13 protein-coding genes are annotated in these 14502 nt (G+C 44.7%); 12 read left to right on the forward strand and 1 reads right to left on the reverse strand.

From position 1 onward, the window contains the following. Window positions 1–13: 13 nt before the first annotated feature. The gene (locus tag AB4517_RS19450; RefSeq protein ID WP_029235596.1) at window positions 14–1321 is read right to left on the reverse strand and encodes an IS4 family transposase; all 1308 of its coding nucleotides are present in this window, start codon (window positions 1319–1321) and stop codon (window positions 14–16) included. Window positions 1322–1619: 298 nt separating this feature from the next. Here AB4517_RS19450 and flgB point away from each other — a divergent pair, with 298 nt between their 5' ends. The 12 genes from flgB (at window position 1620) to AB4517_RS19510 (ending at window position 14176) form a co-directional block, all read left to right on the forward strand. Next, window positions 1620–2015, forward strand: a complete 396-nt coding sequence (gene flgB, locus AB4517_RS19455; RefSeq protein WP_004736175.1) for a flagellar basal body rod protein FlgB — start codon at window positions 1620–1622, stop codon at window positions 2013–2015. 4 nt (window positions 2016–2019) lie between these two features. Then, on the forward strand, window positions 2020–2433 hold the full coding sequence (flgC, locus tag AB4517_RS19460) for a flagellar basal body rod protein FlgC (protein WP_004736176.1): 414 nt from the start codon (window positions 2020–2022) through the stop codon (window positions 2431–2433). A 17-nt stretch (window positions 2434–2450) separates the two neighbouring features. After that, a complete protein-coding gene (gene flgD, locus AB4517_RS19465; protein ID WP_010439286.1) occupies window positions 2451–3164 on the forward strand; it encodes a flagellar hook assembly protein FlgD in 714 nt (237 codons plus the stop codon). A gap of 49 nt (window positions 3165–3213) precedes the next feature. Next, a complete protein-coding gene (gene flgE / locus AB4517_RS19470; protein ID WP_017062260.1) occupies window positions 3214–4518 on the forward strand; it encodes a flagellar hook protein FlgE in 1305 nt (434 codons plus the stop codon). 251 nt (window positions 4519–4769) lie between these two features. Beyond that, window positions 4770–5519 carry a flagellar basal-body rod protein FlgF gene (flgF, locus tag AB4517_RS19475; protein WP_017056855.1) on the forward strand — a complete coding sequence of 250 codons (750 nt, stop codon included), beginning with the start codon at window positions 4770–4772 and terminating at the stop codon, window positions 5517–5519. Between the two features lie 21 nt (window positions 5520–5540). Beyond that, window positions 5541–6329, forward strand: a complete 789-nt coding sequence (gene flgG / locus AB4517_RS19480; protein ID WP_017062259.1) for a flagellar basal-body rod protein FlgG — start codon at window positions 5541–5543, stop codon at window positions 6327–6329. A gap of 88 nt (window positions 6330–6417) precedes the next feature. Next, on the forward strand, window positions 6418–7194 hold the full coding sequence (flgH, locus tag AB4517_RS19485) for a flagellar basal body L-ring protein FlgH (RefSeq protein WP_372149268.1): 777 nt from the start codon (window positions 6418–6420) through the stop codon (window positions 7192–7194). 94 nt (window positions 7195–7288) lie between these two features. Then, complete coding sequence (locus tag AB4517_RS19490) at window positions 7289–8380, forward strand: flagellar basal body P-ring protein FlgI (protein WP_372149270.1); 1092 nt, start codon at window positions 7289–7291, stop codon at window positions 8378–8380. 13 nt (window positions 8381–8393) lie between these two features. After that, window positions 8394–9311 (forward strand): flagellar assembly peptidoglycan hydrolase FlgJ, encoded by a 918-nt coding sequence (flgJ, locus tag AB4517_RS19495; protein WP_017064131.1) that lies wholly within the window; start codon window positions 8394–8396, stop codon window positions 9309–9311. 228 nt (window positions 9312–9539) lie between these two features. Next, entirely contained in the window at window positions 9540–11420 is a 1881-nt protein-coding gene (gene flgK, locus AB4517_RS19500) for a flagellar hook-associated protein FlgK (protein ID WP_372149273.1), read from the forward strand. Between the two features lie 10 nt (window positions 11421–11430). After that, window positions 11431–12621: a flagellar hook-associated protein FlgL gene (flgL, locus tag AB4517_RS19505; RefSeq protein ID WP_372149276.1), complete on the forward strand. Its 1191-nt coding sequence runs from the start codon at window positions 11431–11433 to the stop codon at window positions 12619–12621. Between the two features lie 418 nt (window positions 12622–13039). Then, complete coding sequence (locus AB4517_RS19510; RefSeq protein WP_372149278.1) at window positions 13040–14176, forward strand: flagellin; 1137 nt, start codon at window positions 13040–13042, stop codon at window positions 14174–14176. Window positions 14177–14502 lie beyond the last annotated feature (326 nt).

Consider the following 14502-nt stretch of genomic DNA (forward strand, 5'->3'; position numbering starts at 1 on the left):
TAATGCCGTTCACTTAAGAGTGAACGGCATTTTTGTTCTTAGCATACCGTTGTGGTCTGGGTTTAACTCTTCTAGGGAATGTCCTTTCCCTTCGCCCTTCAAGTATTAAGCTTTCAGCCATGTTGTGGAACCCCTTTAGCTGACGAGGTATTGCGCCTGGTGTTGAATAAGGTAAGCCTACAAGTAACGCTGATACATGAGCTAACGTGCCGTTAAAACTCAGTTGATAAGGAAGGTAATTTCCCTTTAAATTGAAGCAGAGCTCGACCATCTGATATCGGATTAAATTGTAAGTAAGCAAGATGCCCCATAACTCCTGCTTGACCAGCTCTGGTAAACGACTTCGCAGCGTAAGACGGTTTCCAAGCATGTATTGTTTTTGCTCTCGGTAGCCCAGCTCTATTTCCCAACGATGCTCATAAAGGCCTGCAATATCTTTTGATGGGTAACGCAGGGAGTCCGTCATGGAGGTTAATACTTGGTAGTCTTTTCCTTTAATTTTACGAGTGACAAGTCGAGCGGTTATCGACTTTGGTAAATCAGGCCATAGCTTTCTAGCTCTTGGATTACTGTGTAATTGAACAAGTTTGTCATTTCGCCCTAAAGATTGAACAATGTCATATTGTGTATTTTTCTTGAGGGGGATAAGCCAATGGCGCTCTGAGCCAGAGTCTTGCCATTTATGTAATAAACCTAAAGAATAGAACCCCTTATCGAACATTGTTACGCTATGGTTTGGTGTTGTTTCTATCAGTTTTTCAGCTAATATCATTTCGTTTGTATTGTAATTATCAAATGCACTGGCCGTAATAATGTGACTGCTTAGTTCCATTTGGCAGACCATTCTCACTTGCGGATATTGCGTCCCTTTTTGTCGAGAAAATGCCTTTTCATTTTGCGGGTTATCGGGCGTTCGCCAAACAACGCCATCGACGCCAAGCAGCGTTAATCCATTCCATTGGGGTAACTTTGCACTGTTTAACCATGACGTAGTCATTCGCTCAAAGACCGCTTTAATTGCGTCTTCACCCAACGTCTTTCGACGTTGAGTTAACGCACTCGGTGCGACAAAAGCTTTACCTGTACGGTCGACAATATCAAGTTGGTTCACTAAATCTTTCATGGATTTACTGTTATAGATAGCCATTCCAACAAGCAGCCACACCATGGATTCTAAAGTTAATTTCCTCTTTCTCATCGTGACAGTATCAGTAAGAGAATAGGCTTCGTCGATGAGTTCAATTGGAAGCAAGTCAGACAAAGTCTCAACGCTGCTAGGTTTCCAATCATTAATTATGTTTAGAGCTTGAGAAACATCCATAAAAAAATCCAAGTGCATTAAATACACTTGGATTTTGACAGCTCTGAAGGATCCTTCAACCGATCGCTTTGGCTTTAACTGATCGGCATTACAGCCAAGTGCTGGGTTTTCTTTTTCCTGCTTAAGCTATATCTTTAAGTCAGAGTGACATTCCAATTTACTCTATTTTTTGGCTTGTTTATTGCAAGTTTACCCACGAGTAACCTGTAAAAGCATTGATAGACCGCCTTGTTTCAAAAGTTGGTATATATATTGCTTTGGTTATTTCATAACAGTCAGTTCTTGAGTTGAGGTTTACATGGCTATTTCTTTTGACAATGCTTTGGGCATTCACCAGCACACAGTTGGTGTGCGTGAGCGTAACGCTGAGGTGCTTTCCACCAATATCGCGCAAGCAAACACGCCTGGGTATAAAGCAAAGGGATTAGACTTTAAGAAATCACTGCAAGCGGCAAGTTCTGGGGCAAGCATTGGTCTTAGCCGTACAGATGGTCGGCACATTTCTGCCTCAACAACGGTGAACGGGGAAACGAAGTATCGCATTCCTACCCAACCTGATACAGGAGATGGCAACACGGTTGATTTGGATTTGGAAAGAAACCTTTTCATGCAAAACCAAATTAGGCATCAAGCCTCTCTCGACTTCTTAGGAAGTAAGTTCAAGAATTTAACTAAAGCGATTAAAGGGGAATAATTAGATGAGTTTATTCAATGTATTCAATGTGACTGGTTCTGCGATGAGTGCTGAATCTGTTCGTCTAAATACGACCTCGAGCAACCTTGCGAACGCGGACAGTGTAAGTAGTTCTGCTGAAGAAACTTACAAGGCTCGTCACGCAGTGTTCGGCGCTGAGTTAAATAAAGCACGCAACAGTGGTCACACTGTGCCTGTGAAAGTATTAGGTATTGTGGAAAGCGATAAGCCGCTAAGCGCGGAGTACAACCCGGATCACCCATTAGCGAACAACGAAGGCTATATCTACAAGCCTAATGTCAACGTTATGGAAGAAATGGCAAACATGATTTCGGCATCACGTGCGTACCAAACAAACGTACAGGTTGCTGACTCGAGTAAACAAATGCTGCTGCGTACGCTGCAGATGGGTCAATAAGGATAAGGAGGTAGCACATGGCTGGAATCAACAACAATGTTGGTCAAAGCGGCTTGTCCTATGTTGACCAGCTGAAGAGTCTTCAAGATGGCGCTAAAAAGCCCGACGAAACAACAGGTAAGCAGGATCTTAAACAAGAAGACTTCTTATCTTTGTTGACTAAGCAACTAGCACAACAAGACCCTTTCAAGCCGGTTAGCAATGACCAGATGATTGCGCAAATGGCTTCATTTGCGACCGTAGATGGCATTGGCAAAATGAATACACAGTTTGAAAGCTTGAATTCATCAATGACCTCTAACCAAGCTCTTCAGGCCTCCTCTTTAGTTGGGCGTGATGTATTGGTTCCTGGTGCGGCAGGTGTAAAACCCGGTGATGGCGGTATGGCGGCAATGGTTAAGCTTCCTCAGGCAATGGACAATGTAATGGTCCGTGTTGAGAACGAAGTTGGCCAATTGGTTCGCACATTTGATATCGGCTCTAAACCATCTGGTGATACACGTGTTGAATGGGACGGAAAAGACGAAGACGGTAACCCATTGCCGGCCGGTAAATACAACGTGAAAGCGTCGGGTTTGCTGGATGGCGAGAACACAGAGTTCCAAGTTTCCAGTTATGCGAACGTGAACAGTGTGCTTCTTGGTAAGGGCGATGGCAACGTACTACTCAATCTGGCTGGTTTCACATCGCCAGTACGACTTGCTGAAGTACTAGAAGTTGGTAAAGCGTAGCTCTTTATTGAGTGACTATGCTAGCTAGATAGATTAGGAGAATAATGGAATGTCATATGTAGCTTTAAGCGGCCTATCCGCTGCACAATTAGACCTGAATACAACCAGTAACAACATTGCGAACGCGAACACATTTGGCTTTAAAGAGTCTCGTGCCGAGTTTGGTGATGTTTACTCAAGCTCGTTGTTCACTAACGCAAAAACGACGGCAGGTGGCGGTGCGCAAGCTAGCCAAGTGGCGCAACAGTTCCACGAAGGTTCAAGTATTTATACGAACAACCCAATGGACTTACGTGTAAGTGGTACAGGTTTCTTTGCAGTATCGAAAGACCGCATGGTGCCAGAGATTAACGAATTAACGCGTAATGGTGCATTTCACCTAAACAAAGACAACTACATGGTTACCGCTAATGATGAGTTTCTTTTAGGTTACGATGTTGATCCAAACTCGGGGGAAGTTCTTTCTTATGCGCCAAAGCCTCTCGACATTCCTGCTGAGTTTGGTAAACCAAAACAGACAGAAAACATTGAAGTAGGGGTTAACCTTCCTGCAAACGGTGATCTTAAAGACCCGGCTGCATTTAACTTCAAAGATGCTGATACTTATAACCGTGCAACGTCTTCGACGGTATACGATTCTATGGGTCAGTCTTACAAGTTAACGACTTACTACCTCAAAGATCAGACTCAACCAAACACTTGGCAAACGTACTACACCATGTCAGATGAGAACGGTGAAAAGCCGGTCAACATTACTGGTGGTGATGCGACGAATGCACAAGGTCATGTTGGTCACACAATGAAGTTCAACAATGACGGTACGTTAGCAAGCCTAAACAATGGTCAGCCGATTAACTCGGAACCACTGGGTGCTGGTGCGAACCCTATTGACTTGAACGGTGCTGATCCAACTCAAGTGCTTAAGTTTGGTTTAGATTCTTCAACTCAGTTTGCCGCTCCGTTTGAATTGACTAAGTTTGATGAAGATGGCGCGACAACAGGTTTCTTAACAAAAATCGATTTCGATGAGTACGGCAGTGTTCTAGGTACTTATTCAAATGGTGAAAACGTGATGCTTGGCCGTGTAGGCTTGGTTCGTGTACCAAATGAGCAAGGTCTGGATAAGAAAGGCGGTACTCAATGGGATTCTACCAACGACTCTGGTGACAAGATCTGGGGTGAATCGAACAAAGGTTCATTTGGTAGCATCAACAACGGCTCGCTAGAGCAGTCGAACATCGATATGACTCAAGAACTGGTTGATTTGATTTCTGCTCAACGTAACTTCCAGGCGAACTCGCGTTCTCTAGAAGTACACAACCAGCTACAACAGAATATTCTTCAGATTCGTTAATCGTTTAAAGCGTTTGAATCATCTGCGAATACCCAATTCAATGTTATTGAATTGGGTATTGTTGTTTGTCTTTTTATTTGCCGCCCCTATTGCCGCCCGGTAATGCCACTGGCAACAATTCTTCCTCAATGATCCTTTGATGATCACCCTTCTTGTTCGTTTTCTATTTAAATTATTGATAAATAACAGTTAAAAATATTGGCACAGTGTTTGCTTTATTAGCCCCAGAAGATGATTTTTGGAGCAAAATTATGGATCGCGCACTGTTTCTTGCCATGAGTGGCGCTAAGCAAAATATGCAAGCTTTGCAGCTACGTGCAAACAACCTTGCCAACGTAAGTACAACGGGTTTCCGTGCTGATTTAGCACAGGCACGTTCAATGCAAGCGTATGGCGAAGGCATGCCTACTCGTGTTTTCAGCATGACAGAGCGTCCGGGTCATAATTTCGCTCAGGGTAGTGTGGTTACTACTGGCCGAGATCTAGACGTTACCATTCAAGGTGATGGTTGGATTTCAGTGATGGACAATACTGGCCGTGAAGGTTTAACACGTAACGGTAACCTAAGGGTTGACCAAAACGGTTTACTAACCAACGCAAGCGGTCACTTAGTGCTTGGTGAAAACGATGCACCAATCACGCTGCCAATCCCAATCAGCAAAGTAGAAATTGGTACAGACGGTACGATTTCGGTGATTCCTCAAGGCGCTCCAGCTGAAGAATTGGCCGTGGTTGATCGTATTAAGCTTGTACGTCCAGACAACCAAAGTTTGTTTAAAGACACGAATGGTCTATTCCGTTCGAAAAACCCAGATCAGGCATACGAAGCAGATGCAGCGGTAACGTTGCTAAAAGGTGCTATCGAAGGCAGTAACGTAAATGCCGTAGGTGAAATGACCAGCCTAATTGACTTACAACGTCAGTTTGAAATGCAGGTCAAAATGATGAGCACAGCAGAGGAAATGGACAAGTCGTCTGATTCACTGCTTCGTATGAGCTAATAGAATTTAAAGGACATTGCTATGCATCCAGCATTATGGGTAAGTAAAACGGGTTTAGACGCCCAACAAACCAATATCTCAACGATTTCGAACAACCTTGCCAACGCCTCGACCATTGGTTTTAAAAAGAGCCGCGCGGTATTTGAAGATCTGTTCTACCAGAATATTAATCAACCGGGTGGTCAATCGTCTCAGAATACTGAGCTGCCAAGTGGTTTGATGCTGGGTGCCGGTTCTAAGGTCGTCGCGACTCAAAAAGTGCACACTCACGGTAACGCACAAACGACATCTAACAGCCTAGACATGATGATTGAAGGCGACGGTTTCTTCCAAGTTGAAATGCCAGACGGTGAAACAGGTTACAGCCGCAATGGTCAGTTCACACTGAACGGTGAAGGCGCGATCGTAACGTCGGGCCAAGGTTATCCTCTACAACCAGAAATTGTGATTCCTGAAGACGCGATCTCGGTAACGGTTGGTAACGACGGTGAAGTATCGGTTCGTCTACGTGGCGAGCAAAACAACGTCGTGGTTGGTCAAATTACCATTACTGACTTTGTAAACCCAGGTGGTCTAGAGCCAGTAGGTCAAAACCTTTATTTGCCAACTGGCGCGAGTGGCGACCCACAAGAGGGTGTACCGGGTTTTGATGGCCTGGGTAACATCCGCCAATCGATGCTAGAAACATCGAACGTAAACGTAACCGAAGAGCTGGTAAACATGATTGAAGCTCAGCGTGTATACGAAATGAATTCGAAAGTTATCTCGTCAGTAGACAAGATGATGAGCTTTGTTAACCAACAGCTGTAATTGGTTTATTCGCCGTTTACTTTTTTAATTAATCTATCTGTTTTTGCTAATTGACCCATTTACCACTGCCTGCTGAGAGTATATCGCCATGAAACGTATTTTTTGTTTAGCTTTGTTTATGTCTATGTCGGGATGTGCTGCTCTGGACCCGATCGAGACTCCGGCAGAAGAAAATGCAACCACAGTGGTTGATGCTGTGGAAGGTGATAAGTCGGCGCAAGAGAGCTCTGGCATTATTGACACGCTTCGTGGGCGAACCGATCCAATTGCTGGTGACCCTGCATGGGCGCCAATCAACCCCAAGCAGAAACCAGAGCATTACGCAGCGGCAACGGGCTCACTGTTTAATGTGAGCCACATTGGCAGCATGTATGACGACTCAAAACCGCGTGGTATTGGTGACATAATTACTGTAGCGTTAGATGAGAATACTCGAGCGACCAAAAAAGCCAACGCAGACATGTCTAAGTCGAATGATGCATCAATGGAGCCGCTGGCTGTTGGTGGTCAAGATCTGACGATCGACAAGTACAACTTCTCTTATGATCTGAGTAACACCAATACTTTTGCTGGTGATGCGTCAGCCAACCAAAGTAACAGCATCAGCGGCTACATTACCGTTGAAGTCATCGAAGTATTAGCTAATGGCAACCTAGTGGTTCGTGGTGAGAAGTGGATGACACTGAACACCGGCGATGAGTACATCCGCCTAAGCGGTACCATCCGTCCAGACGATATTGATTTTGAAAATACCATTGCTTCAAACCGTGTTTCTAACGCACGAATTCAGTACTCAGGGACTGGCGTACAGAAAGATATGCAAGAGCCTGGATTCTTGGCACGATTCTTTAATGTATCTCTGTAGAGCTTGATAGGACGACGACATACTGACAGCCTCTATCACTGAGCCACATTTAGCTAAGCTATTATAAATTAAAGCAATACAGACAGGTTACTCAATGAAAAAACTGACACTCGTACTATTCGGCATGCTATTTCTTGCCACCAGTGCCCATGCTGCGCGAATCAAAGACGTGGCAAAAGTGGCGGGTGTTCGTAGTAACCAACTTGTCGGTTATGGTTTGGTCACGGGCTTGCCGGGTACTGGTGAGACAACTCCCTTTACCGATCAAACATTTAACGCAATGCTGCAAAATTTTGGCATCCAATTGCCGCCCGGCACTAAGCCAAAAACCAAAAACGTCGCGGCTGTTATTGTGACTGCTGAACTGCCAGCATTCTCTAAGCAAGGCCAAGCAGTTGACGTAACCGTTTCTTCTATCGGTTCAGCAAAAAGCCTTCGTGGTGGTACCTTGCTACAGACCTTCTTGAAAGGTCTAGACGGTCAAGTGTATGCGGTCGCGCAGGGTAACTTGGTGGTAAGTGGCTTTAGTGCACAAGGTAACGACGGTTCTAAGATTGTCGGTAACAACCCTAACGTTGGTATCATCTCTAGCGGTGCGACGGTTGAACAAGAGATCCCAACGCCATTCGGTCGTGGTGACTACATCACCTTCAACCTAATCCAATCAGATTTCACAACGGCTCAGCGTATGGCTGATGCGGTTAATAATTTCCTAGGCCCACAAATGGCTTCAGCGGTAGACGCAACTTCAGTAAAAGTTCGTGCACCGCGTGAAATCAGCCAGCGTGTAGCATTCTTGTCGGCTATCGAAAACATCGAGTTCGACCCTGCTGAAGGCTCTGCAAAAATCATCGTCAACTCTCGTACAGGTACGATTGTGGTTGGTAAGCACGTTCGCCTAAAAGCGGCGGCGGTCACCCACGGTGGTATGACGGTTGCAATTAAAGAAAATCTAAACGTAAGCCAACCGAATGCATTCTCTGGTGGCCAAACGGTAGTGGTCCCTGATTCTGATATCGAAATCACGGAAGGCGATGGTAAGATGTTCAAATTTGAACCTGGCCTAACGCTGGACGATTTGGTACGCGCAGTCAATGAAGTGGGCGCTGCACCTTCTGATTTAATGGCAATCCTTCAAGCACTGAAACAAGCGGGTGCGATTGAAGGCCAATTGATCATTATCTAAGAAGGGGTAAAGCATGATTAAAAATAACAATGACATCGGCTTTATTCACGATATCGGTAGCCTAGACCGCCTTCGTCAACAAGCGGTAAACGGTGAAGAAGGTAGCGAGAAAGAAGCATTAACCGCGGCGGCAAAACAGTTTGAATCGATTTTCACCTCGATGTTGTTTAAGTCAATGCGCGATGCTAACTCGAGCTTTAAGTCGGATATGTTGAACAGCCAGAACGAGCAGTTCTATCGTCAGATGCAAGATGACCAAATGGCGAGTGAGTTAAGCGCTTCAGGTTCATTAGGTCTTGCAGATATGATCGTGGCTCAACTAAGCGCTGGCCAAGCAAGCGATACGTCTGAAGAGAAGGTTCGCAGTGAAGGCTTTGATGCTTCATTGCAAAGACCGCAATATTCAGGCCGTTCGGAAGAGCGAGCGTCAGACGTTCAACCTGCGCAAGCAGCAAAACAGCCAGTATCCTTTGATTCTCCAGAATCGTTTGTGACCTCAATGAAGCCTTACGCGGAAAAAGCGGCAAGTGCGCTTGGTGTGGACTCGTCTCTTCTATTGGCACAAGCTGCCCTTGAAACGGGTTGGGGTTCTAAAATGGTTAAGAACTCTTTGGGCAACAGCAATAACTTATTTAACATCAAAGCAGATAGAAGTTGGAAGGGCGATAAGGTCGCGACTCAAACTCTTGAGTTCCATGGCAAAACCGCCGTTAAAGAGTCAGCTTCCTTCCGTTCTTACTCTAATTTCGAAGATAGCTTTAATGATTACGTGAAGTTCTTGAACGAAAATCCAAGATACGAAACGGCGCTACAGCATCAAGGCAATTCAGAGAATTTCATCAAAGGTATTCATCAGGCTGGTTACGCAACTGACCCTAACTATGCAGACAAGGTTTTACGAGTTAAAGCCAAGATTGATGAGATGAACTAGCGTCATAAATCAACATAGAGAGCTTGCTACTGGCAGGCTCTTTTCTTCTCCGCCCCTTCAGTTCTTACGCGTAATCCATAGTTATCTCCTTACACTTCAATAAATTATCGTCTTTTAATTTCCTATTGTTTTTGTTGGCACATATATTGCAATTATCTTAGTAATATACGGTTGTAGTTAATCAGTTAATCAGTTTATCCTGATTTTGTTAAGTTTTTTGGGGGCATTATGGCGTCGGATCTTCTGAATGTAGGGGCACAAAGTGTTCTTACTGCTCAGAGACAGCTAAACACCACAGGTCATAACATTTCTAACGCCAACACAGAGGGCTATAGCCGCCAATCTGTGATTCAAGGTGTGAATGACCCGCGTCAGTACGGTGGCCAAAGCTACGGTATGGGTGTGCATGTGGAAAATGTTCGCCGCTCTTGGGACCAATTTGCCGTCAACGAACTTAACTTATCGACAACCAATGCCGCCAATAAAGGCGACACCGAAGCTAACCTCGATATGCTGTCGAGTATGCTGTCATCGGTTGCTTCGAAGAAGATTCCAGAAAACCTTAATGAATGGTTTGATTCGGTTAAAACATTAGCCGATACACCGAATGATGTCGGTGCTCGAAAAGTTGTACTAGAAAAGACTGGACTACTCAGCAAGACGTTAAATGAATTCCATGAAACGGTTCGTCAACAGTCTGATTCTACGAATAAAAAATTAGATATGGGTATCGAGCGAGTTAACCAACTTGCGTACGAGATCCGCGATGTTCAGCGTTTAATGATGCGGACTCCTGGGCCTCATAATGACCTACGAGATCAGCACGAAAAGTTGATTAATGAGCTTTCTGGCTACACCAAAGTCACGGTGACACCACGCTCAAATGCCGAAGGATTTAACGTCCATATTGGTAATGGTCACACCTTGGTTTCTGGTAGTGAAGCGAGCCAACTGAAGATGGTTGATGGCTTGCCCGATGCGCATCAGCGTCGCCTAGCAATTGTTGAAGGTAAGTCTTTAAAACCGATCACCAGCAGTGATATCGACGGAAAAATCGGCGCCATGCTAGACATGCGTGACGAACATATCCCGGCAATCATGGATGAGCTTGGTCGTTTAGCGACCGCGTTTTCATATGAGGTCAATAGTCTTCAAGAACAAGGTTTGGATCTTAACGGCAACGTAGGTAAGGACTTGTTTACCGACGTGAACTCAGAGCTGGTGGCAAAATCTCGTGTCACGGCTAGCGGGCAATCGAAAGCCGATGTTGCGGTATACATTGATGATACTTCTGCCTTAAAAGGCGGTGAGTATGGCCTGAAATACGATGGCAGTGACTATGTCGTGACTAAGCCGAACGGTGAGACCGTTAAGATGGCGACCGACTCTAGCGGTAGTGCTTTTTATCTTGATGGCATGCGAGTGGAAGTACGTAATCCTCCTGAACTAGGAGAGAAACTGTTACTGCGTCCAACGCGCAATTTTGCTGCTCAAATACAGATGGAAACCAAAGACCCAAAAGACATTGCTGCGCAAAGTTATGAGGCATCGACCACGTTTGCTAAGGGTACTGCTGGTTTCAAAATTCTAGAAGCTGGTCAACTACGTGAGTTTGAAGTGATTGTCTCACCAAAAGGTGAGCAGTTTGCTGTGACGGATCCGAAGGGCAACATTTTAATGCAGCCGCAACCGTATCCGCCACAAGGGCCAGTGACTATCAACGGCACAACGTTTGAGCTCACACCCGGCGCGGTGGCAAACGATAAGTTTACGGCAAACCTTGTCCCATCAGAAGGTGACAACGGTAACCTGCGTAAGCTGCAAGACCTTCAAACAGGAAAGCTGTTGAATGAGGGTGAGTCTACGATTTTAGACCTTTACCATAACTTGAATACTAATACGGGCTTGAAGTCTTCAACGGCAAATCGCCTGAGTGATATTGCGACGTTAGAAAAACAGTCGGCTCAAGAACGTATAGCTTCTATCTCGGGAGTAAACCTCGATGAAGAAGCGGCAAATATGATGAAATTTCAGCAAGCGTATATGGCTTCTTCACGCATCATGCAAGCAGCCAACGATACGTTTAACACTATTTTGGCTCTGAGATAGGAAGGTATAAATGTTGAATCGTATCTCTAGCTTCCATAATTATCAGTCAGTACAAAATGACTTGCGCCGTCAAGAGAACAAGGTGCATCACAACCAAGCGCAACTCGCTTCCGGTAAGAAGTTGCAGTCGCCAAGTGATGATCCTCTTGCGACTCACTATTTACAGAATATTGGTCAGCAATCAGAGCAGCTTAAGCAATATAGTGACGCAATCGTCTTGGTTCGTAATCGATTAGAGCATCATGAGGTATTGGTCTCCAACACCGAAGGCTTTGCTGATGAAGCAAAACGAACCGTGATGGAAATGATTAACGGTGCGCTGTCTCCAGAGGGCCGTTTAGCGAAGAAACGCGAGATCCAAGAGCTATCGAATAACTTTCTGCATTTAGCTAACTCTCAAGATGAGTCGGGTAACTACACGTTTGCGGGTACTAAGCCGAAGAATCAACCCTTCTTTAGAGATAACCAAGGTAACGTCAGCTATCAGGGCGATGACTATCAGCGAAAGATGCGTGTAGCGAGTAGCTTCGAGATGGCGATGAATGATCCGGGCAGCAAGTTATTTATGGAAATAGATAACCCGTTTGGTGATTACGAACCTCAGTACGAGCTTGAGCCCGCTTCTGAATTACTTTTGGAACGTGCGACGAACTCAGTTGAAGGTGGGTCAACGTATAAAGTGACGTTCGTTGATATGCAGACAGGAAATTATGCTTATCAACTTGAAAAAGATGGCGCAGTGGTGGCCGCGGAAGACTTTGATCCTTCGACTGGCATTGTCTATGAAGGTCTGAATATCCAAATCAAAGGCCAAATCACTAAAGGTGATTCGATCACCTTAGAACCGCGAGAGACTTTCTCTATCTTTGATACGTTCAAAGAGGCGGCTGAGCAGGCTGAAAACCCGGTATCGGATGCATCAGCAACAGCGAAATTGCACCAAGTGACCGAAGAATTTCATGCTGCGTTTATTCATCTAACGAAGGCTAGAGCCGATGTCGGTGCGCGTTTAAGTACGCTGGATATTCAAGAGCAGCAACATGAAGATTTTAAGTTGTCTTTAGCCAAAGCGAAAAGCAACTTTGAAGACTTGGATTACTCGAAAGCCATCATTGAGTTCAATGAAAACTCTCGAGCATTGCAAGCTTCTCAACAAGCGTTTGGCAAAACCAAAGACCTGACCTTGTTTAACTATATTTAATGATCAATCGGTATTTAATGGTGGCTTGTCGATCACCATGGCGTTGATTCCTTGCCGTATGTGCTATGCCATACGTGCGAATGACGCCACAGTTTGCCGCTTTTTTGTACGAAGCATGATGTTTCTAGAATAGCGGCAAAAAACGGCAATAAGGAAGGTGAATGTTTTTCATCTTCTAATAGTAGAAAATCATAATTGCGCAGTGTTGTTTGTAAGCTTCTGATTTTTAGATAATTAAAAAATTATTTACATGATATTAAACTTGGCATACAACTTGCATTTGTGTTGGCTATAAATGATTAATACAGATCTTAAACCTTGTATAGGGTTTATCGAGTAATACACGGTCAGTGCTTATCCATATGAGAGTAAAGCTGGCCGCTTCGCAGAAACTTTGCGAACTCATAAGGAGAGCAAAATGGCTATCAATGTAAGCACTAACGTATCTGCTATGACAGCACAACGTTACCTGAATAAAGCATCTAATGACTTGGCGACCTCTATGGAACGTTTGTCATCTGGGCATAAAATCAACAGCGCGAAAGACGATGCAGCCGGTCTGCAAATCTCTAACCGTTTAACGGCACAATCACGTGGTTTAGACGTTGCAATGCGTAATGCCAATGATGGTATTTCAATTGCACAAACCGCTGAAGGCGCGATGAATGAATCAACCAACATACTACAACGTATGCGTGATCTGGCGATTCAATCATCAAACGGAACGAACACCGCAGCTGAACGTACCGCGCTAAACGAAGAGTCTTCGGCACTTCAAGATGAGCTTAACCGTATCGCAGAGACAACCTCGTTTGGTGGTCGTCGTCTGTTGAATGGATCATTTGGTGAAGCATCATTCCAGATTGGTTCTAGCTCTGGTGAAGCGATGATTATGGGCCTTACTAGTGTTCGTGCTGATGATTTCCGTATGGGTGGCACAACGTTTGATTCTGAAAACGGCAAAGACAAGAGCTGGGAAGTGCCTGCACAAGCTCGCGATCTTAAGTTCGAATTCAGAACCAAAGCGGGTGAAGATATCGTTTTAGATATCAATACCAAAGCAGGTGATGATATCGAAGAGCTTGCGACTTACATTAATGGTCAATCTGATCTTGTGAACGCATCGGTTACCGATGATGGCCGCATTCAACTGTTCGTTGCTGAACCTGACCTTGAAGGGGCTATGTCTATTTCTGGTGGCTTAGCTTCTGAGTTAGGAATCAAGAGTGAAGGTCGTGCAACATCGGTTCAAGATATTAGTTTGATGAGCGTAGCAGGATCACAGAATGCTATTAGCGTGATTGATTCTGCAATGAAATACGTAGATTCACAGCGTGCTGATTTGGGTGCAAAGCAGAACCGTCTAAGCCACAGTATTAATAACTTGGCAAACGTACAAGAGAACGTAGACGCTTCAAACAGCCGAATCAAAGATACGGACTTTGCGAAAGAGACGACGCAAATGACCAAATCACAAATTCTGCAACAAGCAGGTACTTCGATACTTGCTCAAGCGAAACAGTTGCCTAACTCTGCGATGTCACTATTGCAATAGTTATTGGTTGAACTCGCTGCTCGTGTTCAGACGTGAGCCATGCAGCAAGGGAAACTGGCAAGCATACTTACTATTGAGTGTTTAGCTCTCTCATCTCTCACCTGCTATCCATTTTTACAGTAAGAATGCAACGGCAAGTCGGAAATGTGTTCATTTGTCGATGATCTCCACACAGGCTCTGACGCACCAACTAGCCCCGGTTCTCTCAAAGGAAAAGGGGCTTTTTCCTTTCTGTATTTCTTGTTTTTGCTATTTACTTTCCTGCGAATTTTCTCGCTCTACCTTTTTCAAATCTCTATTTGACTGTTCATAGACAGGATCTTAAG

Source organism: Vibrio sp. 10N.222.52.C3 (assembly GCF_041474195.1).
GTDB classification, from domain to species: Bacteria; Pseudomonadota; Gammaproteobacteria; order Enterobacterales; family Vibrionaceae; genus Vibrio; species Vibrio crassostreae_C.